This window comes from Sedimentibacter acidaminivorans, assembly GCF_017873955.1.
In the GTDB taxonomy this organism is placed as follows: Bacteria; Bacillota; Clostridia; order Tissierellales; family Sedimentibacteraceae; genus Sedimentibacter; species Sedimentibacter acidaminivorans.
On sequence record NZ_JAGGKS010000004.1, the window covers coordinates 185,322 to 210,646 of the forward strand.

The window sequence follows — 25,325 nt, forward strand, 5'->3', positions numbered from 1 at the left end:
TCTCCTATTGAATATTAATTCTTTTAATATTAAAATAATCTAAATAGCATAACAACCATTGTTGACACTTTATTTATACTTTCTTTTATACAATTAAATTTAATATCTTCTAATGTTTTCGCTTCTTTAAGTACTGCCAAACCACCATTAGATCCAATTACTGTTTCGCCATCAACTTCTTTTAAATAATAAATGTTATCCCATTTCTTATTAGGAAAAACTGTTGTTGAGTTATATTTTTCAACAATTTCTCCGGGTTTATTACAAACTAATACTCCACTTAATTTTGTTGCAACATATAGTTTCCCATCCTTAGATACATGAACAAGTCTTATATCATCATCAGTGCTAATTCCTGGATAAATTTGCTCTGCTGTATAAACTGTTCTAACGCCATCTAATACATAATCTACTTCTCCATGTCCTTGTCCAGTGTAGTTTCCAGACCTAGTTACCCAAACTCCTCCTTTATCATCAATTGAGATACTTCTAACCCAATTTCCTCCATAGCTTTTGTTCTCAAAGTTTGTGTAAGTAGTAATTTTACCATCTACATCTATATGTTGATATGCACCTTTACATACCATATCTGTGCCTTCACCGTTTGCTTCAACAAAAAATCCTAACCATACTCCGCCTTTTCCATCTAACTCAATAGCATCTATTGAATCTAACAAAAGTCCAGTTGTCTTATCATATATGGTCCAATTTTCATCTTTATCCACATGTACTGCTCCAATTCCTGTTCCTATCCACAATCCTCCATTGCCATCAAGCTCTATTTCTTGAACAAAATCTGAAGGCAATTTGGAATTATTAGTATTAATTAAATTCCAATTATTATCTTTTTTAACCAATATACCTTTTGGAGTTTCAGGTCCGCCTATAGCCATCCATAGTTCACCGTTTTCTCTTTGAACTATAGCATAAGATGTGTCAACTTTAACATTTTCACCTTTTTCTGTAATTATTTCTTTGTATAAATTCCACTCACCTTTTGGACTTCTAACAGAAACACCACCATTGTTTGTACCAATCCACATATTGCCTTGTGAGTCATACTCCATACTTCTCACACTAGCCTCTGGGAGCTCTTTACCTGTATCATTTCTAAATGTAACCCATATTTTATTTAAAGTAGAATTTAAAGAAACATCCTGTTCTTTTTCTTGTTCACCAAAAGTTAAATCTTTTACATCTTTAATATCTGGTGCTTCATAATCTCCAGTTCCAACTACAATACAATCTGCCCACTTAACCCACATTGATTTGTTTTCTTCAATTATAAGTCTCAATGGTCCATGTGCGTTATTATTTGCATATCCTATATCTCCTTCATTTCCTACAAGAGGGTAACCATCTACAGCATATGCCAAAATTATGTCCTTTATTTTTCCCTGTGAATTTGTAACTCCATTCACAACTTGTTCATTGCTTTTTAATATTTGATTGTAATTAACCCCACTAAAAATCCTAATACTAGGTACATCAACCTCATCTTTAACGCCTACAACCTTTGATATGATAGCCCACAAATTTATTCCTTCAAATTCATGGATTCCATCACCTGTATACACATCTCTTAGAGCATACTCTGTTATAGCTTCCACTTGACCTAAAGTGAATGTCATTGGTTCTTTTACTTGAGAACCAGTAACTCTTAAAACAGGCATATCTTTGTAAGTTTCATATACTCCTTGATTGTGTTTCCAACTTGAATTTTCATCTACTTGTATCTGAGTTTTTTCACCACCAGCAGTTGTCTCTGTACCTTCTACTTCATTATTTAATGCTTTTCCTTCACCTATAATTATTTCTTTGACAAATTGAACTTGATTAGATCCATTTGTATGTTGATAATTTGTTTTTCCAAAAATTATTCTTAGTGGACCACCATCATTTCCAATACCTGCATTATATCCAGCATCATTAGGACGTGTAACATAAGGGTATCCGTTAAATCCATACGCTACTAATACAGGTGCACCAGTATATAATGGTTTAACATCCTTGCCATTAAATTCTCCATCGCCTTTATCATATACACTTTTTTCGTAGTAACCATACAATGAATCATCTTTGATTTCTTTGATTGTCATCGGCGGAAAATTATAATTATCGGCTGCTATAATTTGAACCTTTGTATTGTCATTTATTTTTGGGTTCATGCCTGCTTTTAAAAGCAGATCCCACAATGGTACTCCCTTGTATGTATTGTAATACCAAAAATACTCACTGTTTGATAAGCTATATTCTTTTGATATCTGTAAGTTTTTCATAGCTTCTATGTCTGATACTTTATACCTTACTTCTTTACCTATTCCATCCCCATGTATAACTAATTCATAGCTCTTATACTTTGAATCGTTATAAGGAGCATATGAGTGTTCGAAGATATTTTTCGCATCACGCTCTTCTATATAAATATATGCTACATTTGAAAATTCTTTTGCTATAGACTCTTGTTGTTCTGTTACTAGCTTAAAGCAACCATTATCATTATATTTTTCATCCTTATATCCAACATCGCTATCTAAAAAAACAAGGGGAACTTCATTTATACCATATGCAACCATATATTTTTCTGCATCTTTTATAGGACATGTAAGAATTGTTTTTCTTGATTTATCCTTAAAAATAATATTCCCTGCATTGTCTTTTGCTTTTACAAAATTATCAATTAAATATTTAACATTTATTCCTTCATAGGAATTTCGAACAACTTTGGTATTTATTTTTTCATTGTAAATACCCTTTTCTTGACCAGCAGTTTCCTCTTCTATTTGTCTCATGGATATAGCTCTATATCCTTCTACTCCAGGTCCTTCAATAGTAAGAGTTGCACTTGTTATGGCATCTATATTGTAAGGAGCCCCACTATAACTAATATGTTTGTATGTGGATTTATCATCTACACCTTTATCATCATCTACAGTATTATTTGTTTTTTCATCACCAACAGTTATAGTAACAATTCTTTTTCCCCATTGAGACATATTCATATCATCAATACTTGTTTGTCCAAATACAAACTTAGGAAAATCCTTATCTAAATCATTTTCTGTTATAACTTTATCATCCCATTTAACAGGTGGATTAAAGCTATCCTTTGGAAAATCCGCTAGAACAGCTGTATACATAGCAATTAAAGGAGAAGATTTTATTTTAAAATTTTCTGTAAAATCACTATAATAAAATGTATTTTTTAGCTCACTAATTTTTTTCTTAAACTCTGCTCCATCTGAACAAGTGAACTTTATTTCGTAATCCTTATCAGTTTTTAAATTATCTATTCCAATGAGTTCAAACAAATCATAACCCTTTGTTTTGATAATTTTATGAAAATTAAGACTGTTGTTAGTAGAATAAGTTCGTTCAACTAATTTATACTTTGACCAATCAGATGGTGTGATATTTATATCTTGATTTATACCTGTTCCTGTTATTAACATGCTAGCATTTACAGTTGCCTCCACAGAAGTAATATTTATTAATGTACCCTGTGAAAATATCATAGCAGCTACTATTATCCAAGTAATAATTCTTGTTTTTTTAATATTCATGTAACCTCCCCCTTATATTTTTATATGTAAATGAGCGAAAGCTTTATTTAATTATTAGCTGTCGCTCATTGCAATTATTATAGATAATTTTTATTTAAAAAGTGTTCTAAATACTACAACTGCAGCTTCTGCACGATTTACATTTTTAGCAGGTTCAAAGTTTTCACCTGTTATATCAACAAAAACTTTCCCTGCTTCTAACCATGCTACTGAAGATGCTGCCCATTCTGCAACTTCAGCTTTGTCAGCATATGCTGATTTATCCATAACAAATTTTCCTAGTTTTTGTTCTGAAACTTTATCTAATTTTACTGCTGCTCTTGCTGCAACAGATGCCATTTCTTGTCTAGTTATTGTTTTATCAGGTAGGAATGTTCCATCAGTATTCCCTTTAAATAAACCTGCTTCAACAGCTGCTTGTACATATTTTGCATGCCAATCTCCACTAGCTATATCACTAAATCCGCCAGTGTAATCTTTTTGTTCAAGATTCATGCCCATTACCATCATTGTACAAAATTGTGCTCTTGTAAATTCTCCTTGAGGCATGTATAATCCATTACCCATTCCTTTAACTACACCTTTTTCAACTAATGCATTGATTGCTTCTTCTGCAAATTTATATTCATCGGTTATATCTGTAAATAATACTGCATCAGTAATATCCTCTGGTGTTACTGGTGTTTCAGTTGTTGTAGGTGTTTCTGGTGTTGTAGGTTCTTCTGTTGTTGCAGGTTCTTCAACAACTTCTATCGCTTCTCCAATAGTTATATTTGATATATATTTAAAAACTGTTCCAAATTCACCTGTTTCTTTTTGTTTTCTATAAATAGTGATAGAATCTTTTTGTTCTCCATCTATTTCAAAAGCTAAAACATATTTTAAATCACTATTCTTAATATCCATAAGATTTTGTGGATCTATTGGATAACCATCTGATGCTTCGAATATAACCTCTGCATTATCAGCAACAACTTTAGCTTTTTCACTTAAAAGATATGACAAGCTCACACCTTTAACTTTAGCGGATTTTTCTCCAGTTTTGCTGTTATAAATATATTCATCTTCAATTTGACCTTCTGCTGGTATCGCTTTCAAATCATCCATAGTTAAATTAAGTTCTGTACCTACTCCAACTCCACCAATTGAAATTGCATAATTTCCTGCGTCTGCAAATGCCGATACTTGTGACAATACTAGCACTATTGCCAATACTAGTGTAATTAATTTTGTTTTTTTACCAAACATATTTTCCTCCATTTTAATAGTTATTTATTTAATTTAGATATCTAAATTTAAATCAAAAAACAGCATCCCTAATGGAAATGCTGCTACATACAACATATTAATTCTCCTTTCCATCAGGAGGCATGACCGTTTCCAATCATACCCTATCGGTATAATTACCATAAAAAAATTCTTAGGTAATTATACTCGGAGTTGTAACTTTTATCTAATTGTATCACAATCTGGATTTGTTGTAAATATTATTTCAAAATACTTACTATTTTAATTTTACTACTTATAGATTCTGACATTTAGTATTTTTATATTATCTTAGCTCTTATAATTATTAATGAATTAAATGAATAAATATTAGTAATTTTTCAACATTTGCAGTTTTCTTTTAAGTTTAAGCTTTATACCAATTATTTTTATAATTTTCTAAAAATTTTATCACGTTCATCCAATTCCAATACCTTTCATGCCCTTTTTTATTATGTGTTTTTTTATATTTATACATCAATTAAACAATTTATATAAGGATAACTATACTATAGTATAGTTATCCTAAAAAATGTGATATGTTTTTTTAATTATATTAAACTTACGCAATTTGCTTGTTTTCACTTCAATTAGCAAAAAACGCACAAAAAAGTAGGCTTAAACCCTACTTTTTAAGTTAAAATATAAATGCTATGCACTTAATTATAGCAACTATTATCCCTATAATAATTGCAGGTATTAATAATATTGTTATTAGACCTATACCTAATGGTATTAACATTATAAATACTACTAACCCCACCAATGCGCCTAGAATTGTAAACAATATTTTAAAGAATACAACACCCGCAGTTAATGCAGCTGCTATAAAAACAAAGAAAACAACAACACCTAATAATACTTCCATCATAACTCTCCTAATAAAATTTTATACTTTACTATATTATATTACAATTTTATACTTAATTCATTTAAAAGTTCTTAATAATTTATTAGAATATGATTAAAATAATAAAATCTTAATACTCATTTACGCTAAATTTTGTTTAATTATTTTTATAATAATGATATAATATATTATCATAATTAAAAGGGGATAAAAATGATTGATTTACACATTCATTCTATATTTTCAGATGGTACAGATTCTGTTGATGATATTTTAAATATTGCTAAAGAAAAAAACCTTCCTACCATAGCATTAACTGACCATGATACTACATTCGGAGTTAGTGATATAATCAATAAAGCCTCAAAAATAAACATTAAAGTAATCCCTGGCATAGAAATTTCATCAGTTTCAAATAATCATATGATACACATACTAGGATATAATATAGACATAGATAATTCACAACTAAAGGAACTTTCGAAAATAATAGGTACTTATTACACCAAATGTTTCTGTGAGCAGTATAGTTGGCTTCATAAGAATCATATTGTAGATTACGACTTAGATAAAATACTCATGTTTGCAAGCTATAAGCAAGCTGTTGCCCCTTCAGATATATTAAAGGCAATGATAGCAGATGGAGCACCCTATACTCTTAAAGATTGGCCTGAATTTTATAATACAAAAGTGCGACAACATCCAGTGAATTTTATAGAGAATTTCCCAATTCATCCTTCCGAAGCTGTTGAAGTTATAAAAAACGCAGGTGGCATATCGTCTTTTGCTCACCCGGCCCGAATAGGGAATGATGATTTAAAGGAAATGGAACTAATCCTTCCATATGGTCTTAGTGGTTTAGAGGTTTATTATCCCTATCACGACGAAAAATTAATCAAGCGATATGAAGACTTTGCAGACAAGAACGACTTAATAAAAACTGGTGGAACTGATTGGCATGGAATTGAGTTAACCACATGGGATGCAGAAATAGGTGATTATGGAATTAAAGAATTGTGGCACTAAAAAAGAACAAAAAATTTAAATAATTTTTTTGTTCTTTTTTCTATTTATAGTTAATATCACTTCATAAAATTTTCTATATCATTAATCGTTTTTATTATATCTTTTGAAAGATTGATATTACCATCTTTTGTTACCCAAATATCATCTTCGATTCTAATGCCTATACCTTCTTCTTTTATATACAGTCCTGGTTCAACTGTATATACATTGTTTGCTTGCATGATTTTATCTCTTCTTCTCAAATCATGTACATCAAGTCCTAGTGGGTGTCCTATTCCATGATAGTAATATTTTTCAACATCCGAATCATCTTTAATTAGCTTCAAGGTTTTTAATCCTCTTGCAAAATGTGCTTTAACTGCATCATTTACTTCTGCTTCAAATGCACCTACATGCATTTTATCAAATGCAACATCTTGAGCTTCCAAAACAATGTTATAAATGTCTTTTTGTCTTTGAGTAAACTTACCATTAGCTGGATATGTCCTTGTTATATCCGAAGCATAATTGTTAGATAAAGCTCCTAAATCTAAAAGTATTAAATTTCCATCTTCTATTTTATTTAGTAAATCTATGTAATGAAGTATAACTGCATTTTTACCTGATGCTCCAATTGTTTTAAAACTAGGACTTGAGCCACGAAGCATAAGTTGATATTCAAAGTCAGCTTTTACTTGATACTCAAATTTTCCTGGTTTTAAATTTTTCATAACAAATTCTAATGCATCTTTTGTATAACTTATAGCTGTCTTAATTTCTTTTATTTCTTCTTCTGATTTTGAACCTCTTAAACTTGTTACAATATCAAGGTAATTCAAAAGCTTCACAGTTGGGAATTGCTTTCTTATTATAGAAGCAAGTTTTCTATACTCATCATAAGATTCACTAATATCTATTATATGTGATAATATGTACACATTATCTGGTCTATCTGCTGAGCATAATCTTTTTGCAAACAAAACATTAAATTCATTGCTGTTTTGAATTGTTTTTATGCCAGAAATTTCTACTGCTTCCTCTTTCCGAAGAAGTATACCAAACCATTTTTCAAACATTTCATTTACAGGTGGTATAAATAACTCTTCTGTTACTTTACCTGCTATTTTATTTATTAATAGAATCATATTTTCTTTATTGATTCCAGTTAAATAAAAAAAGTTTCTATCTACAGAAAATTCATATTCCTGGTCAGCACTTTGCCTTGGTGCCTTTCCTGAGAAAAATACCGCCGTAGAATTATCCTCCATTTGTTGTGCAAAATTGTTTCTGTTATTAACAAAAAAACTTGTGTTCATATACTTCCTCCAATTTATATTATTAAAAACCACTTTAATTAATGTGTTAGGTTTTACTTAAGTAATATTATGCGTAATTTTTAGACCTTTCAACTGCCTTTTTCCAACCATTGTAGAGCTCATCCCTCTTTTGTTGTCTCATATCTGGTTTAAACTTTCTATTAATACTCCAATTTTGAGAGATTTCACCTTTTGATTTCCAAAATCCAACTGCAAGTCCAGCTAGGTATGCTGCACCAAGGGCAGTAGTTTCTGTCACTTCAGGTCTTTCAACATTTACATCAAGTATATCAGATTGAAACTGCATTAAGAAGTTATTTGCTGTTGCACCTCCATCTACTTTCAAAACTGTTAAATTAATTCCTGAATCCTCAATCATTGAGCCTATTACATCTTTAGTCTGATATGCTATAGATTCAAGAGTTGCTCTAATTATATGATTCCTATTTGCACCTCTTGTTAAACCAAGTATCGCTCCTCTAGCATACATATCCCAATGCGGTGCTCCAAGCCCAGTAAATGCAGGAACTACATAAACTCCATTTGTATCTTCAACTTTGCTTGCAAAATACTCAGAATCTGCAGCATCATTTATAATTTTAAGTTCATCTCTTAACCACTGAATTGATGCTCCTGCTACAAATATTGAACCTTCAAGTGCATATTCAATCTTATTATCTATACCCCAAGCTATAGTGGTTAAAAGACCATTATTTGAAGTTACAGCCTTTTCTCCAGTATTCATTAACATAAAACAACCAGTACCATATGTGTTTTTAACCATTCCTTCTTGAAAACATAATTGTCCAAAAAGTGCCGATTGTTGATCTCCTGCCATACCTGATATTGGTATTTCTTCTCCAAATAATTCTTTGTATGTGTTATCATAAAACATTGATGATTGAACTACTTTAGGTAAAATTAATTCTGGGATATCTAATTCTTTCAAAATTCTATCATCCCACTTTAAATCTTTTATGTTATAAATCATGGTTCTAGAGGCATTGGAATAATCAGTGATGTGAACTTTTCCTTTTGTTAAATTCCAAACAAGCCATGAATCAATTGTACCAAATAATATATCACCATTTTCTGCTTTTTCTCTAACACCTTCAACATTATCTAATATCCATTTAATTTTAGTTCCTGAAAAATAAGCATCAATTATTAAACCTGTATTTTCCTTTATGTAATCAGAGTATCCTTTTTCCTTCAAATCATCACAAATATCAGCGGTACGTCTACATTGCCATACAATAGCATTATATACAGGAACTCCTGTATTTTTATCCCATAAAACGGTTGTTTCTCTTTGATTAGTTATACCTATTCCTGCTATATCCGAAGGGTCTGCATTTATTTTTTTCATTGCTTCTTTTGCAGATGCTAGTTGAGTTTCCCAAATTTCCACAGGATTATGCTCTATCCAACCTGGTTGTGGATATATTTGTGTGAATTCTTTTTGAGATGAACTAATTATAGAACCGTTTCTATCGAAAATTATAGATCTAGAGCTTGTCGTACCTTGATCCAATGCTAGTATGTATTTCTTACTCATGAAAACTTCACACCCCTCATAATTTTATAATTCGTTTGCTTTATTATATATTAATCAAACAAAATAATCAATGATACAAAATTGCTATACTAACAATATATTAAAATTAGACCTTATATTTATGTTGGAAATTAATTACAATTAGTAGCAGATAAATGTTGATTTTTATCTTACTGTATAGTAAGATAAATTAGATAGTAAAAAAAGATTTTAATATGGAGGAAATATGAAAAAAATTATTTTTACAATTACACTTGTCTTGTTGCTAGTTATGTCATCAGTTGTGGCATTTGCACAAGAAGAAATTATTGTTGCTGTTGATTCAAATAAAGTTGAGTTTAATAGCGAAAGTGGAGCACCCTTTATTGACCAAAATAACAGAACTCAAGTTCCTTTTAGAGCAACTCTTGAAAAATTCGGAGCTACAATTGATTGGAACAATGATACTCGTGTTGCAATTGCAACTAAAGGTGATATAACTGTTGAAGTTCCAGTAGATCAAAACTACATACTTAAAAATGGTGAAAAAATTGATACGGACACTGCAGCAATTATAGTAAACAGTAAAACTTATTTGCCTATTAGACCAGTAGTTGAAGCTTTTGGTTCTGAAATTCAATGGGATGAAGCACTAAATACTGTAGTTATTACATCTACACCAATTGATGCTAAAAAAATCTTAATGGATTCATATACTAAATCTTCTGAATGGAAAAACTATGATGGAAATATAGTTATGGACATGACTATGCCAATACCTGGAGAAAATGGCGAAACTGTATCAATGGCAATGAAGATGAACATGTACATGACTGCATTTACAAAGCCTAATAAAATCAAATTAACTTCAGATATGACAATGGACTTTGCGGGTCAAAACATAAAGCAACCTGTAATGGATATGTATATTACTATTGATGCTGATAAGTTTGTAACTTATATGGGTATGTATGATGCAAATGGTGAAATAACTTGGACTAAATCAACTATAGAAGATGCATTATTGTCAGAATTAGCAAGTTATGATATTAAAGCAAATTTAGAATTAACAGAAAAGTATACTAAAGATGTTAAATACTTTGGTAAATATACTGATGAAAACGGTAAAACATTATTAAGAATTCAAAATACTCTTTCTGGAGAAATATACAGCGAGTTGTTAGGCAAATATATAGAACAATTAGCTGGTTCAACTAATACTCAAGATATTATGACTTCTGAAATGCTAAAAAGCCTAGGTGATTTTAAATTCGTATTGTATATTGATGAAGAAACTGGTGAATTAGTTAAGTATGAAATGGATTTAAGCTCTATTTATTCTTCAATGTTCTCAGGAATGGCTGATAGTGAAGCTCTTTCTGCTGAAGACAAAGAAGCTTTATCCATGTTAAAAGATATGAAAGCAACAATGATTATGAATATAATCAATATTAATCAATCAAAAGATTTTGAAATACCAAAAGAAGTTCTAGATGCTCCTGAAGCTCCAGCAATAGACGAAGAATCAGTTGTAGAATAATAAAAATAAAGAATAGCATTGATTTCATATATGAAATCAATGCTATTTTAAATTAAACTATAAATTAATTACTTTAGTTGCAATACTCTCATTAAACATATAGTCATGTTCAACAAAAATCATTGTAGGCTCATAAGATTTAATTAGTTGTTCTATTTGCATCCTTGATAATACATCAATAAAGTTCAAAGGTTCATCCCAAATATATACATGGGCGATTTGTGATAAGCTTTTTGCGATTAATACCTTTTTCTTTTGACCACCACTTAAATCCTTTAAATCCTTATCAAAAATGTTAGAACTGAAATCAAGCTTTGATAGTATAGCTCTAAATAAAGTTTCATCAATGTTTTCCTTTTGAGAGTAATCTTTAAATGTTCCAGATAAAAATGAGGTATCCTGTGAAATATAGGAAATTTTTAATTCACTGCCTATATTGATGTTACCACTGAAACTTATATTTTCTCCAATTAAAAGTTTAATAATACTGGATTTACCACATCCATTTTTCCCTCTTAATGCAATTCTATCACCTTGATTGACTGCAAAACTTACATCCTCAAATATTATTCTATTATCGTAATAGACTGAAAGGTTATCAATATTAATTAAGGTGCTTTTAGAATATTTTAAAGGATGTATTTTTAAAGCGTCATTTTTCTCAATATCTTTTAGAAACTTTTTTTTATCGTCAATTAAATTTTTTTTACGCAATTCATTTGATTTTGCTCTCTTCATCATTTTAGCTGCTTTATGTCCTATATTCCCCCTATCTGGAGCATGCTCTCCAATTTTAGATTTTTCAATTTTATCACTCCACCCTGCAGTTCGTCTAAATGATTCTTCAAGCTGCACTATATCTTTTCTTAATTTTTCATTTTGTTTAATTTCAAAGTTATCTTGTCTATTTTTATTATCCTGCCAACTAGAAAAGTTTCCCTTCTGCACATCAATACTATTTCTATTTATAGAAATTATATGATCAACTATATTGTCGAGAAAATACCTGTCATGAGAAACAAGTATAAATCCTTTTTTACTGCTCAAATATTTCCCCACACATTTTCTTCCTTCAAAATCAAGGTGATTAGTTGGTTCATCAATAAGAAGAAAGTTATTCTTTTTCAAGAATAATGCAGCAAGCATGAGTTTAGTCCTTTCTCCATTACTAAGAGAAATAAATGGACGCGTCAAAACATCTAAGCTAACATCAAGTTTTCTAATTTCTTTTTCAATAAATTCTTCAATAATATAACCATCGTGACTAATAAATAAGTCAAGAAGTTCCCCATATCTATTTATTGATTTTTCTGTATTTTCTGCAATACACTCATTCATTTCATACTCCCATTCAGCAAATGGAGCTATAATATTCTTAACTACTTCTAGCGTATTGTATTCATTAACTACTTTAAATGGAAAGTAATCAAATTGTACAGATGATGTTATAGTTCCTTTGCATTTATATTTTCCCATGAGAAGTTGCAAAAATGTTGTTTTACCACGTCCATTTCGACCAATAAATCCTAGTTTCCAATCTGTATCAATATCAAAAGATGTGTTTTCAAATATATTTTCATAATTAGTTTCATAACAAAAAGTTAAATTGTTCACACTAATTAATGACATAAAAAAATCCCTCCTTGTAACGAGAGAGAATATAGTTCTAAGCACTATAAAAATTGCAACAACAAATAATATAACAATTTTAGATTATAATAGCAATATAGAAATATAATTATCCACTCTCATTAAGTAAAATGCATCAAAACAAACCTTTATTAAGGTCCATTTTAAAATTTATCAATAACATTTACATAATTTAAAAAGTGAATTATCTAATCATTCCTATATTCCTTTCTTTCTTGCATTTTTCTTAATTATAATATCAATTTGCAATTATGTCAAATTTTTTTCGTTAAATGCTTTAATTTCAATAAGTTATTTTAAAACTAATTGAAATTAAGGACAAATAAAGTATAATTAATTATAATTATTCTTTACAAACACGTTTATTAATCACAGAGTTTATAAATGATTATATAAAAACCAATCAAAATTAAAAATTAATGGAATTAAATTAGTCCATTATGCAAGGAGAAAACAATGAAAAAATTGCTATTTATATCAATAGTATTAACTATATTATTGACAGCTTGTAACAAATCAAATGATAATAATACAAATGATAACAAACCACCAAATGAAGACCCATCAAACAGTGATAATATAACTGAAAATAATTTAGATGATAAGAATATATTTAAAGATTATAATGAGGATGCCCTTAAATATTTAGAAAAACTCACTTTAGAAGAAAAAATTGGTCAAATATTTTTAGCAAGATGTCCTTTAGAAGAAGATCTCAATTCATTTCTATCTTTGAATCCAGGAGGATTCATATTATTTGGAAGAGACTTTGCTGATAAAACTAGGGATGAAATTATCTCTAATATAGAAGGCTATCAATCTGCTAGTAAAATGCCAATGATTATAGGTGTTGATGAAGAAGGTGGAACAGTAGTTAGAGCAAGTTCTAACCCATTGCTCTCAAATGAAAGGTTTAAATCTCCACAAGAATTATATGAAATAGATGGATTTGATGAAATCAAAAAAGATACTATATTAAAATCAAAGTTTTTATTAGAACTAGGAATAAATCTTAACTTAGCACCTGTAGCTGATGTATCAACTAATGATACAGATTTCATAAATCAACGTTCCTTTGGAAAATCTGCAGGTGAAACCTCTGAGTATGTAAGAACTGTTGTAAATGCAATGAAGGAAAGTGGAATTTCTGGAACTTTAAAACATTTCCCCGGTTATGGAAATAATGCTGATACTCATACAGGTTCTGCCTATGATAAAAGACCTTATGAAAATTTTATTCTTAATGACTTTTTACCCTTTGGAGCTGGTATAGAATCTAATGTTGAAAGTATTTTAATTTCTCATAATGTAGTTGAATCAATTGATGCTAACTTACCAGCATCTCTATCGAAAATAACACATGATATTTTAAGAAATGAACTTAATTTTACTGGAGTAATAATGACTGATGATATGTCTATGGGAGCTATTCAGGAATTAGAAACATCTCAAGCCCCTGAGGTTATTGCTGTTCAAGCAGGAAATGACATGCTAATTGTAACCGATTATATAACAAGCTATAATTCACTACTAACTGCTGTAAAAAATGGTGAAATTTCAGAAGAGAGAATAAATGAATCTGTTTTGAAAATTTTGGAATGGAAATACTACATGGGTATTATTAAATAATGCCCATGTAGTATTAAATTTTTATATTATTTAATTATAATACTATCTTCACAATGAATTTTAGTTTCATTTTCTCTAAGGTATTTTAGGCACATATCTTTGATCCTATCAACAGAATCAAAATTGTTAGGATCTGCTTTTCCTTTAATATCTGCTATATTTAATTCAAACATATCATTAAGTCTATTTCTGCCTACCTCATTTATGAATTTTTCTACTCTATTCTCATCTATTTTCATATCTTTTATGTAATGATATCTAATTAGAATTTTTACTTCCTGTATAAAATCATCATCATATCCAAGTCTTTTGAGTATAATAACGCTTTGTTCTGCTGATTTAATATGGTGGCCATAAAAATGTCCACGCCCTTTTTCATCAACTGTAAAACAATCTGGCTTGCTGATATCATGTAATAGTGCCGCCATTCTTAGTTTTAATGTAGGCTTTATTGAATCCAAAACAGCCATAGTATGGTCTAACACATCTTTGTCATGATAATGCGTTTGTTGATTGAATCCCTTCATTTTCAAAACTTCTGGAATTATTTTTTTCATTTCACCCGTTTCAATTAATTTATATATACCATGAGATGGCTTTTCACTCAAAAGTATGTCATTTAATATTTTTTGATACATTTTTCTCCTTTATAAAAAAACTTATCTTTTGGAACTTTATTTCTATATAATACGTCATATATAATAATATAGCAATAATAAGATATTTTATTACATTAAGAATCTATATATCTAATTATACTACTTGTTATTTTTTTTTAAAATACTTTTATTATTGTTTAAAATCGTGTATAATCTATTAAGTACCAATATTATGTAAAGAAGGTGGAATAATGGAAAGATTTAGCTTTAAAATCATTGTAAGTGTCATACTTATGTTTATGTGTATTTTTTCCTTTACTGTATATGCTGTTACATATGAATCATCAAATATTAACGAGTTTGAAGATATAATATTAAAAGAGTTGAATTTAACAAATGCTAATTTTAATATTACTTATTACGGTGAATATGAAGATATAGAAAATATAATGAAAACCATTTTAAAAAAAGATCCATATCTCAGATGTACAATTACTTCTATTAAATGGAGTACTTCAAGTACAATTAATGGTGTTTATAATGTAAATATTAAAGCAACACATATTTTATCAGCTTCCAAAAGAAATGAAACTGATAAAAAGATAGATGATATTTTATCAGATATAATTAAACCAAATATATCTGATGATGAAAAGGTTAAAGTGGTTCATGATTACATAGTAAAAAATTCAAAATATGATACATCATCTGTTTTCTATTCAGACTATGATTTGCTTACAGAAGGAAAGTCTGTATGCAATGGATATGCTCTATTAACTTACAATATGCTAAAAAAACTTAATATTCCAGTTGAATTTGTATTTGGAACAAGTAATTCACAATCTCATGTTTGGAACATGGTTAAATTAGGTGAGTATTGGTTCCACCTCGATACAACATGGAACGATCCTGTACCCGACAGGGATAACACTTCATCATACAACTACTATATGTTAACCGATGAAGAAATAACAAAAGACCATGTTATAGAAGAAAACCAAAATCTGCCCTTAACAAAAATAAAATATTATAATTACCTAAGTAATTTGTCTAAATCAAAAACTAATCTTAAAAATTATGTTTATACTAATTTATTGATTGAAACAGGATTAAACATTTATGATGAAGAAAATACTGCTATTACAATTGAAGAATTAAGTAGAATATTAAAAGAAAAAATAAAAAATCATCCATCAAATATTTCTATAAGATTTAGTGAATCAATAACTAATGATAATGTTAACAGTGCAATGTCTAGTTTATTTAAAATTGATTCTATATCTGAAATAAGCTACGATCAAATAACCAAAGATAACACTGGTGATTACAAAGTTCTAAATTTATACATAAAATATAAAGAAATTCCTGATAGTATAACTACTAATTTATCTGATAAAATTTATAATACTGCAACTAAAATAGATTTAAATGTTTATGCAAATTATGGAACTAGAAAAATAAATATAACAAAAGATGTTATGATTCATCCATACGATTCGAATTTTTTAAATATATCTGGTGATTCCTTAACTTTTAATAATTGTGGCACTCATAATCTAATATTTGAATTTGAGGGAAAAAAAGCTGTAGTTAATATTACTGCCCTTAATGCCAAAGGATTTGAATATATCACAGATAAAAAACCAGATAATTCTATAAATGTAATGGTTTTTAACAAATACATTGATTTTAGTTCAATTAATCAGTGGCCATTTATTGATAATAATAGAACTTTAGTTCCAATAAGAGCTGTATTTGAAGTATTAAATTGTAACGTAGAATGGAACGACCAAAACAATTCAGCAGTTGTTCAACATGATTCTACTAAAATAGTTATATCGCCAAATAGTCAAATTGCATATGTTAATGGCATAGCCAAAAAATTAGATGCACCTGCCAAATTGGTTAATAATAGAATTATGGTTCCATTAAGATTCATTAGCGAATCAATTAATAAAACAGTAATTTGGGATGAGTTAAATAAAACAATTTTAATATATTAGTTTTAAAAATAATAGGGGTTATATTATAGTAACTATAATATAACCCCTATTTTATAAATGCGAATCCTTATAATTATATTTAAAAATTATCCGACAACACTGAGCTACTATTATTGTCAGTGTTATCAAAACTTTCAAGATCATCACTTACATCTTTATCATTTAAAACTATACTTTTCATTTCAAATTTTTCCCTAATTTTTGATTCAATCAGATCCATAAATTCGGGATTTGATTCAAGATAATATTTCAAATTTTCCATACCCTGTCCTATTCTGTTTCCTTCATAAGAATACCATGATCCTGATTTATCTATAATTTCTGCTTCCACTCCTACATCTACAATGCAGCCTGCTTTGGATATACCTTTGCCGTATATTATGTCAAATTCTGCTAGTCTAAAGGGAGGCGCAACTTTATTTTTAACTATCTTTACCCTTGTTCTACTGCCGTAGACATCATCACCTTTTTTTAAAGTTTCAATTTTTCTTACATCAAAACGCATGGAAGAATAAAACTTAAGGGCTCTACCTCCTGTAGTTGTCTCTGGATTTCCAAACATAATTCCAATTTTTTCACGCAATTGGTTAATAAAAATCACCACAGTATTTGACTTATTTATTACACCAGCCAACTTCCTTAAAGCCTGTGACATTAGCCTTGCATGCAATCCCATATGAGAGTCTCCCATGTCTCCTTCAATTTCAGCTTTAGGCACTAACGCTGCTACGGAGTCGATGACTACAACATCAACAGCACCACTTCTTACTAAAGCTTCTGCTATTTCAAGGCCTTGTTCTCCTGTGTCAGGCTGAGATATAATTAATTCCTCTGTATTAACGCCTAGTTTTTTTGCATATCTAGGATCTAGGGCATGTTCTGCATCTATAAACGCTGCAATACCTCCCTTTTTTTGTGATTCAGCAATTATATGCAATGCAACAGTAGTTTTACCCGATGATTCAGGTCCATATATTTCAACAATTCTTCCCTTGGGGACACCGCCTATCCCCGTTGCAATGTCAAGAGGTAATGAACCTGTAGGTATAGATTCAATATTCAACTTTACATTATCTCCAAGTTTCATTATGGAACCTTTTCCAAATTGCTTTTCAATCTGAGCAAACGCCTGCTCAAGAGCTTTTTCTTTTTCCATTATATACCCCTTTATTTATTTTCTACTGTAACATTAATAAAAATAGTTAGCATTTTATTTATGATTATCACTCCATGGCATATTCCCTCCATAATTAATTAATTTTTCTTTATTTCTTTTATTCTGTTTTCAATATAGCTTATAACTTCTTCTTTTGGAATTTCTAGTGATGCTGCAAATTCCCCGTAAAGTATATCTTCAGCAACTTTCATGTAATTCCCATCTGTTTGCCCAAGTTTTTTCCCATTATTAATTGCATTGTTTTTTTTCATATATACCATTTTAATTAGCTGAATTAAATCCTCACACTTGTGAGTCTGAATTAGTGATTTATAATAATCATTTAATTCTCGTAAACCGTTATTATTGTAAATTTCAACTTTCATATCAGGTATCTTGTCTATGATTTTCAAAGCCTTTTCATATGTAATTATTGGCCTCATAAAAACATTTGTATCAATTGGCGAATATATTATTACATCATGGTATAAAGGCTTTAAAACATAATATAGTTTATTTACATCTGTATTCGCCATAGCCATCTTGCGTATATCTTCTACACGACAAATACCATCATTACCATAAATAATTAATTCATTAACTTTAAACATAATATAAATTCAGCTCCAATCTTTTTCACTTACATATCACAACATTGTTATATGTTTCTTCTTTAAATTAAATTATAGTTTATATTATAAATCTATATAAAAAAGGTGTAGATTTGGCAACTGGTCTTACGTTATCAAAACTACACGTTGTACATATATATTAACATTTTTAAATTTTTGATGTAATACTTTTCTTGAAAATTTTCGCAGGTAAATTTTCCCCACATATTATTAATTCATTATTAGTAAAAATAAAACAGCCTCCAATGATTTTTATATTATCATAGAAGGCAATTTCATCAAATCTAATTTATAGATTTATATTTACATGAACTTTGTTTATTTATTGAGATATTTTTTCATTAATTACTTCAACCGCTTTTTGAAGTTGAACATCAGTATCATAATACTCACTTCCATATCCAACAGCATCTTCTGGTAATTCAACTTCTATATCTGGCTCTATACCTATTCCATGTATATTAATTCCGTTAGGAGTAAAGTATTCAGAAATAGTCATTTTGATTCCTTCTCCATCATTGCCAAATTTTTGTACTCTTTGAACTATACCTTTTCCAAAAGTTTTAGTTCCTATAAGAGTTGCTCTCTTAGTATCTTTCAATGCTCCTGACATAATTTCAGATGCGCTGGCACTTCCATCATTAACTAACAAAACAAGAGGTATATCATCTGCCTTGCTGTCCGATTTATAATAATCCATCTCTCCAGCTTTGGTTTTAGTATATGTAATTATGCCTTCTCCTAAGAATTTATTTGTAATATCAACAGTTGCATCTATAATCCCACCAGGATTATATCTAAGGTCAATTACAAGTCCTTTCATGCCTTGATTTTTTAAATCATTATAAGCTTTATTAAAATCATCTGCAGTTTGCAAATCAAATGTTGTTATTCTAATATATCCAATATCATTTTCTAACATTGCTGGTTTTATAGTTTTTATTTTAATTTTCTCTCTATTTACTACAACTTCTGAAGTTTTATTAATACCATCTTTGTCTTCTCTCAAAATAGTTAGGTTTACACTCGTACCTGGCATACCCTTCATTAACTTAACAGCTTCATCCATCTCATCAGCAGAAAAATCTGTACCATTAATTCTTATAATTTTATCACCTGTTTTCAACCCTGCTTTTTCAGCTGGTGTATCCTCTATGGGTGAAACAATAAGAATTTTGTTGTCATCACTTGCAGTAATGTAAACTCCAATACCTTCATAAGAACCTTCAGTATCCTGCATAAGCGCATCAAATTGCTCTTTGGTCATAAACTGCGTGTATGGATCTCCTAATGCGTTAAGTGTGCCTTTTAATGCACCTTCAAGCATAGCACTTTCATCTGCATCATACAAAAAATTTTCCTTTGCATAATCCATAACACTTTCTTGTTTTGCATACTTGTGTACAATATTCTTCATATCATTATAACTTGCTTCTGATATAACAACCTTTTGACCGAATTCGACCATAAGCACATTTCCTAATGTCATTGAAAGAAATGCGGTCACAAAAACAGCTATAACGACTGTTAGAATATATTTTTTTTTTGATATCATATACTCACTCCCGATAATTAATGTCAAGCCAATTTACAGCTCGTATAAGAAGGATAACTACAAGTTGCCCAATACTTATACTTATTTATATGCTGTGATGTACCATTTTATCCTATTTAAATTAATAGAACCTTAAATCATTATTGTATAGAGAATATTATAGCATATTTAATAACCAAGAGACACATTTTTTAAATATATTTTTATTTTAAATAAATATATTGATAATTACTATTTTTTATACTATAATTCTAATAGCAATTTAATAAATATATTTTTTGACTGCTCTATAACTTTGACTGTTAATTGTTAATCGCTTCTTAAGCTTTATTAACTTTAATATATTGAAAATCTTATAAATTTGTAGTAAAATAATAACTAATCATGGACCATTAGCTCAGTGGATAGAGTGCTGGACTTCGAATCCAGGCGTCGGGGGTTCGAATCCCTCATGGTTCACCATATGCAATAGGCGTAAGACTTTTACGCGAAACTAAAATTTCAAGTTCGCCAAAAGTTCGCCACAATAAATTTTAATTTAAGAAAAAAGGAACTTACTAAAATATAAATAGTAAGTTCCTTTTTTCTCCCTAGTTAAATTTTTTATCAAAGTATTCATCCGTCTTGTTTAAATCAACTCTTATTCCTCTTTTAGTTCCTAGCCTTTTTGACGGAAACCCCTTTGCATTAACAAGTTGGTATGCATAACTAGGACTTAAATCATAATGCTCTCTAAATTTTTCTACTGTTACCCAGTTCTCTAGTTGCAGTTTACCTTTTACTCTCGCCATGTTAAACCTCCTATATTATCTGATTAAACACCTATTTGTATTTTTTAAACTATTAATTTTTATTTATACAACCTTTACTCCGGCTAATATTTGATAGATTACTTTAAATTTGTCATTGCCTGGTATTACATAACCTTCGATTGAGTCTCTAACTGAACCATCAGCCATAACATGCGTTATTTTAATTGGTTCTTTTTCTTTCTTTTTCTTTGCCATTTTTACACTCCTAATTTTAAAATTTAGTTTTATTATATCATTTTATTCGATTCGATTCCATCCCACACTATATAAATAATTTTCTTAATGCTTCCTTAATTATACTTTTTAATTTCCCCTCCTTAATATAAAAATATCTGTTATATTCCTACACCATCTCCTTTTTATTAATTTCGCAGCTCTATTTTGAGCAATCAAATAAAAAAAGATACCCATATTTTGATAATACGGGTATCTTTATATTTTAAATCGTTGACGGCATAGTTCCTCTTTGTGCATTGAATTGTAATTTATGTAATTCTCTTGAAAGAGTTTTCGCTAACCTAGAAACATCTTCATTATTTCTGATTGTTGCATCTTTTAAATTGATTTCAATGTTATTTGTTATATTACCTCCAGCGCCTTGATTTTGTTCTTTAGTCAAGACCCTTTCACCTTCGTGCAATTCCGCAATATAACCATCAAACGGTACATAAGCGAGTCCGTTTGCATGACTGCCATTTACCTTTTTGCTGCTACTAGATGATGTTCCTACATTTTTTTCCTCTGCATCGGTATCATTCCAGCTTCCTAACCAATCTATAGCTGTTTTAATAGCTCCTGTAACTCTATCAAATACATCAACTACAAACTCAACCGACTTGACTATAGCTCCAAATGTTACCTCTACAACCTCTTGTATTAATGGAAATGTTGGAGAAATAAAGTCCCATAAAGCTTGTAATATTGAAAATAATTCAACATAGATAGACCATACAGTTTTAACGTATTTCCCAATAGCTTCAAATACAAATTCTACTACTTTTTTTATAGCTGGCATGTTTTCCTCTATCCAACCATATAAAGTTACTAGAATAGGCAATAAATAAGTATTAAACCATTCATAAGCTGTACTTGCAACTGTGCTAATTGTAGTAAATACATTTTTAAATACTGATTGTATTGCTGGCATGTTTTTTATTATCCAATTAGCAAAGTCTGTAAACATCGGCATTACCGCTGTTCCTACTTGTGTAAATACTGCACCAAAACTCCGCTTCAGTTGATCCATTGTGTCTGTAAATTTTACACCAGCGTTTACTGCATCATCTGACATTACAAGACCTAAATCTTTTGCTTGTTTTTTCATAGCCTCTACGGAATCAGCACCAGCATTTAGTAATGGTGCAAGTTCTGAACCGCTTTTCCCTAACAAGTCATTTGCAATAGCAGCTCTTTTTGTAGTATCTTCTACGCCTTGTAATGCAACTATAGTCTTTTCAAATATTTGTTCTTGGCTTAATCCTGCCATATCTTCATAGCTTAGTCCTAGTTGTCCAAATGCATCTGTAGCTACTTTACCGCCTTTGCTAAGTTCGTCAACTTGATTAGTTAGTGTTTTCATGCCTGCCTGCATGCCATCAATAGATGCGCCATTTTGCGAGAGTATGAAATCCCACTCTTGGAAACCCTCTCTACTCATGCCTAGCTTTTGACTCATTTTATCTATATGGTCCGTAGTTTCAGCTGCTTTATTTGCAACTCCAAGTAATGCCGCCCCTGCTGCTGTTGCTCCTGCCCCTATAGCAAGTCCCCATTTACCAGCAGTTTTTATTCCATTACCTAGTTTAGTTCCTAAGCTATCTGCATGTTTTTCCGTCTTTGATAATGATGCTTCGGCTTTTGCGGTATCACATAACACCGTTCCGAACAAACGAAAAATCTCGATAATAATCACCTCACTTTATAATTTTTAAATGTGCATATTTTTTCTTTTCGTTAATTTCCTTAATTTTTTCTTCATCGAAAGTATATAATAAATCTATTAATTCTGATACGTCCGAGTTAATTTCATAAGCTAAATCATTTAATAAATGATATACAGATAATATTATTTCTTCGGGCTCGTCACTTAATATAATATTATAATTTTCAACACCTTCAATATTTACAAGTTCCACCTTTAAAACATCTCGTATTTTCTCCATAATGCACCTTTCTTTATCAATATTTTAAATATTAAACATACTTTAATCATCTCCTTTCTTTTACTTGTATTTTCTAGTAAATCTTTATATCTTTTTCTAAATGGTTTTTAATCTACTCATATATCACCTCTTTTAATAGGTAGGGGGGTCACGTGTGGACCCTGTGTATTTTTTGAAGGTTTGCCATCGGTAGTTTCATTTTAATACACCGCTTTTCTCGAAGGGGGGGCGTGGTTGTATCTGTCCCTCGCTATCAAAATAATAATTAGATTCTTTTTCTCTTCCAAATGTTTTTTTATTATGGCACTCTAAGCAAAGATACTGAAAGTTATTATGATTCAATGTTATGTCTGGATTGTTTATATTGTCTGGTGTTAGTTCTTCTTTATGGTCCACTATGTAACCTAACTTATCTTTGCAGTGTTCGCACATGCCACCATCAATAGATATTCTATATGCTATGAATGATTGTCTGCACTTCTTCCATGTCTTGCTATCGTAAAACTTCTTAGCAAAAGGGACGTGCCATATTGCATCACCTTCTATCTTTACAATTTTATTTGAGTACATTGACAAGAGGACACTAAGTTATTTAATATCCTCTTGATGTATATTTATTTTACCAATCGCCTTTATCTGATTGTATACCTGTGTATTTAGCATAAGCTTGATTGAACATGTGACTATACTGTAAGCTATCTAAGTTATCAAGTTTCTCTTGCATAGCTTTATTGTAAGAGTCCCACTCTTCTCTATATTGTTTCTCTAATGCTATCCTTGAAGTATGAAACATATCATTTTCTTTTGATGCATTATCTCTGTGCTGCTCTATTCCTTTGAGCATGTCCTTAATTATTGGATTATACTTTGTAGCCTTAATGCTCTCATACTCTTCAATCTCGTAACGAATACTTTTTTTCTTTTCTGCCAACTCTTTAATCTTTGCTGAATCAGTTTCAAATAAGTATTCTTTGTCCAACTCTGCAAGTTGTATCTTTAACTTTTCAATCTCTTGATTAGCTGTTACCTTCTTTTTCAATAATTGTTTTTTTACATTTTCTATTTTTTCAACTTCTTGAAAAAATTTCTTACTTTCTATTTGATTTTCCTCTGCTAATAATATTTGTTCATCTGTTAATTTTTGTTTACTCATAGTTTCTTTCTCCTTCTAATTTTAGTAGATTTAATTTTGCATTAGCTAAAGCCGCAGCCTTAGTATCAGTTTTATTATTCTTTAATAATTCAAATCTTTCTTTAGTATTGTCTATCTCTAATCTATCATCAAACAATATACCATCAATTAGTTTGTATTTTAAGGCTTTCTCAGGTGTCAACCATGTTTCAGCGTCCATCATTTCAAGTATATCTTTTTTATCCATGCCACTTTTTATAGCATAAGCATTTGCAAGAGTGCTGTTATAATCTTTTAGCATGTTAGCACTGTGCTCCATTGCTCTATAATCTCCCTGAGCTCCACTCGATACGTTATGTATCATCATTTCAGCTGTAGGAGACATAAATAAGACTTTACACCCCATTGCTATTACTGATGCAGCACTTGCAGCTAAACCTATAATCTTTCCTGTTGTCTTGCCTTTGTACTCTTTTAGTACGGTATATAGCTCACTTCCAGCAAATACATCTCCACCAGGTGAGTTAATATAAAATTCTAAATCTTCACCATTAGCCTTTTCTATTAAGTCATTTACCTTCTTTGGGTTTGTTGCTGATATTCCTATCCATTCATAAATCCAAGCTTCATCATCTGATACAATTACTCCCTTGATTTCAATTTTCTTAGTCATTAATCATCTCCATTAAATATTTTTTCTTGATAACTCATCTAAATCTTTTTGTGCTGATTCTTTAGTAATTGGTCTCGTTCCTGAAAGTCTATACCCTTGCCAATTATTTTTTTTAAAGTCCTCAATTGTATCAATCATTTTTTTCTCTGACTTTGTTAGCATAGAGTTAGTTTTTTTCTTTTCAACCCATGATTCCATTTCCTTAATTTGTTGTTCTGTTAGTTGTTCTCTTATTTTCATTTGAT

The 25,325-nt window shown here is 29.9% G+C and carries 22 protein-coding genes, 1 tRNA gene and 1 riboswitch; of the genes, 5 read left to right on the forward strand and 18 right to left on the reverse strand.

All coding sequences use genetic code 11. The features are described 5' to 3' along the window. Nucleotides 1-29: 29 nt before the first annotated feature. The 3 genes from J2Z76_RS08270 to J2Z76_RS08280 all read right to left on the reverse strand — a co-directional run bounded on the left by J2Z76_RS08270 (nt 30) and on the right by J2Z76_RS08280 (nt 5,697). Nucleotides 30-3,563 (reverse strand): two-component regulator propeller domain-containing protein, encoded by a 3,534-nt coding sequence (locus J2Z76_RS08270; protein WP_209511566.1) that lies wholly within the window; start codon nt 3,561-3,563, stop codon nt 30-32. 90 nt (nt 3,564-3,653) lie between these two features. Continuing rightward, on the reverse strand, nt 3,654-4,811 hold the full coding sequence (locus J2Z76_RS08275) for an S-layer homology domain-containing protein (protein WP_209511567.1): 1,158 nt from the start codon (nt 4,809-4,811) through the stop codon (nt 3,654-3,656). Between the two features lie 87 nt (nt 4,812-4,898). Further along, nucleotides 4,899-5,015, reverse strand: a riboswitch (molybdenum cofactor riboswitch). A 451-nt stretch (nt 5,016-5,466) separates the two neighbouring features. Next, nucleotides 5,467-5,697 carry a hypothetical protein gene (locus J2Z76_RS08280; RefSeq protein WP_209511568.1) on the reverse strand — a complete coding sequence of 77 codons (231 nt, stop codon included), beginning with the start codon at nt 5,695-5,697 and terminating at the stop codon, nt 5,467-5,469. A 195-nt stretch (nt 5,698-5,892) separates the two neighbouring features. Here J2Z76_RS08280 and J2Z76_RS08285 point away from each other — a divergent pair, with 195 nt between their 5' ends. Beyond that, complete coding sequence (locus J2Z76_RS08285; RefSeq protein WP_209511569.1) at nt 5,893-6,705, forward strand: PHP domain-containing protein; 813 nt, start codon at nt 5,893-5,895, stop codon at nt 6,703-6,705. A gap of 56 nt (nt 6,706-6,761) precedes the next feature. On the opposite strand, the gene J2Z76_RS08290 is transcribed toward J2Z76_RS08285, so the two are convergent. After that, nucleotides 6,762-8,000 carry an aminopeptidase P family protein gene (locus J2Z76_RS08290; RefSeq protein WP_209511570.1) on the reverse strand — a complete coding sequence of 413 codons (1,239 nt, stop codon included), beginning with the start codon at nt 7,998-8,000 and terminating at the stop codon, nt 6,762-6,764. Nucleotides 8,001-8,067: 67 nt separating this feature from the next. After that, nucleotides 8,068-9,558 (reverse strand): glycerol kinase GlpK, encoded by a 1,491-nt coding sequence (glpK, locus tag J2Z76_RS08295; protein ID WP_209511571.1) that lies wholly within the window; start codon nt 9,556-9,558, stop codon nt 8,068-8,070. Nucleotides 9,559-9,784: 226 nt separating this feature from the next. Between glpK and J2Z76_RS08300 the strand changes: the two genes are divergently transcribed. Further along, a complete protein-coding gene (locus J2Z76_RS08300; RefSeq protein WP_209511572.1) occupies nt 9,785-11,077 on the forward strand; it encodes a copper amine oxidase N-terminal domain-containing protein in 1,293 nt (430 codons plus the stop codon). Between the two features lie 57 nt (nt 11,078-11,134). Here the strand turns inward: J2Z76_RS08300 and abc-f are convergent, their stop codons facing one another. Next, nucleotides 11,135-12,706 (reverse strand): ribosomal protection-like ABC-F family protein, encoded by a 1,572-nt coding sequence (gene abc-f, locus J2Z76_RS08305; protein WP_209511573.1) that lies wholly within the window; start codon nt 12,704-12,706, stop codon nt 11,135-11,137. Nucleotides 12,707-13,183: 477 nt separating this feature from the next. Here abc-f and J2Z76_RS08310 point away from each other — a divergent pair, with 477 nt between their 5' ends. Further along, nucleotides 13,184-14,356, forward strand: a complete 1,173-nt coding sequence (locus J2Z76_RS08310) for a glycoside hydrolase family 3 N-terminal domain-containing protein (protein WP_209511574.1) — start codon at nt 13,184-13,186, stop codon at nt 14,354-14,356. Between the two features lie 26 nt (nt 14,357-14,382). Here the strand turns inward: J2Z76_RS08310 and J2Z76_RS08315 are convergent, their stop codons facing one another. Beyond that, a complete protein-coding gene (locus J2Z76_RS08315; protein ID WP_209511575.1) occupies nt 14,383-14,994 on the reverse strand; it encodes an HD domain-containing protein in 612 nt (203 codons plus the stop codon). Nucleotides 14,995-15,206: 212 nt separating this feature from the next. On the opposite strand from J2Z76_RS08315, the gene J2Z76_RS08320 reads away from it, so the two are divergent. Then, nucleotides 15,207-16,958: a copper amine oxidase N-terminal domain-containing protein gene (locus J2Z76_RS08320; protein WP_209511576.1), complete on the forward strand. Its 1,752-nt coding sequence runs from the start codon at nt 15,207-15,209 to the stop codon at nt 16,956-16,958. A gap of 79 nt (nt 16,959-17,037) precedes the next feature. Here the strand turns inward: J2Z76_RS08320 and recA are convergent, their stop codons facing one another. From recA to J2Z76_RS08335, 3 genes are all read right to left on the reverse strand, one after another. Further along, entirely contained in the window at nt 17,038-18,117 is a 1,080-nt protein-coding gene (gene recA, locus J2Z76_RS08325) for a recombinase RecA (RefSeq protein ID WP_209511683.1), read from the reverse strand. Between the two features lie 95 nt (nt 18,118-18,212). Next, on the reverse strand, nt 18,213-18,725 hold the full coding sequence (locus J2Z76_RS08330; RefSeq protein WP_209511577.1) for a CarD family transcriptional regulator: 513 nt from the start codon (nt 18,723-18,725) through the stop codon (nt 18,213-18,215). A gap of 343 nt (nt 18,726-19,068) precedes the next feature. After that, on the reverse strand, nt 19,069-20,301 hold the full coding sequence (locus J2Z76_RS08335) for a S41 family peptidase (RefSeq protein ID WP_209511578.1): 1,233 nt from the start codon (nt 20,299-20,301) through the stop codon (nt 19,069-19,071). Between the two features lie 386 nt (nt 20,302-20,687). On the opposite strand from J2Z76_RS08335, the gene J2Z76_RS08340 reads away from it, so the two are divergent. Next, nucleotides 20,688-20,763, forward strand: a tRNA-Arg gene (locus J2Z76_RS08340). 128 nt (nt 20,764-20,891) lie between these two features. Here the strand turns inward: J2Z76_RS08340 and J2Z76_RS08345 are convergent. From J2Z76_RS08345 to J2Z76_RS08380, 8 genes are all read right to left on the reverse strand, one after another. After that, nucleotides 20,892-21,092 (reverse strand): hypothetical protein, encoded by a 201-nt coding sequence (locus J2Z76_RS08345; protein ID WP_209511579.1) that lies wholly within the window; start codon nt 21,090-21,092, stop codon nt 20,892-20,894. Between the two features lie 63 nt (nt 21,093-21,155). Next, complete coding sequence (locus J2Z76_RS08350; RefSeq protein ID WP_209511580.1) at nt 21,156-21,308, reverse strand: BOW99_gp33 family protein; 153 nt, start codon at nt 21,306-21,308, stop codon at nt 21,156-21,158. Nucleotides 21,309-21,552: 244 nt separating this feature from the next. Beyond that, entirely contained in the window at nt 21,553-22,989 is a 1,437-nt protein-coding gene (locus J2Z76_RS08355; protein ID WP_209511581.1) for a hypothetical protein, read from the reverse strand. 37 nt (nt 22,990-23,026) lie between these two features. Continuing rightward, nucleotides 23,027-23,275 carry a hypothetical protein gene (locus J2Z76_RS08360; RefSeq protein WP_209511582.1) on the reverse strand — a complete coding sequence of 83 codons (249 nt, stop codon included), beginning with the start codon at nt 23,273-23,275 and terminating at the stop codon, nt 23,027-23,029. 195 nt (nt 23,276-23,470) lie between these two features. After that, nucleotides 23,471-23,845 carry an HNH endonuclease gene (locus J2Z76_RS08365; protein ID WP_209511583.1) on the reverse strand — a complete coding sequence of 125 codons (375 nt, stop codon included), beginning with the start codon at nt 23,843-23,845 and terminating at the stop codon, nt 23,471-23,473. Between the two features lie 49 nt (nt 23,846-23,894). After that, a complete protein-coding gene (locus tag J2Z76_RS08370) occupies nt 23,895-24,428 on the reverse strand; it encodes a hypothetical protein (RefSeq protein WP_209511584.1) in 534 nt (177 codons plus the stop codon). After that, nucleotides 24,421-25,080 (reverse strand): head maturation protease, ClpP-related, encoded by a 660-nt coding sequence (locus tag J2Z76_RS08375; RefSeq protein ID WP_209511585.1) that lies wholly within the window; start codon nt 25,078-25,080, stop codon nt 24,421-24,423. Before J2Z76_RS08375 ends, J2Z76_RS08370 begins: the two co-directional genes overlap by 8 nt. Before the next feature lie 12 nt (nt 25,081-25,092). Next, nucleotides 25,093-25,320, reverse strand: coding sequence for a hypothetical protein (locus J2Z76_RS08380; protein WP_209511586.1), 228 nt, complete (start codon nt 25,318-25,320; stop codon nt 25,093-25,095). Nucleotides 25,321-25,325 lie beyond the last annotated feature (5 nt).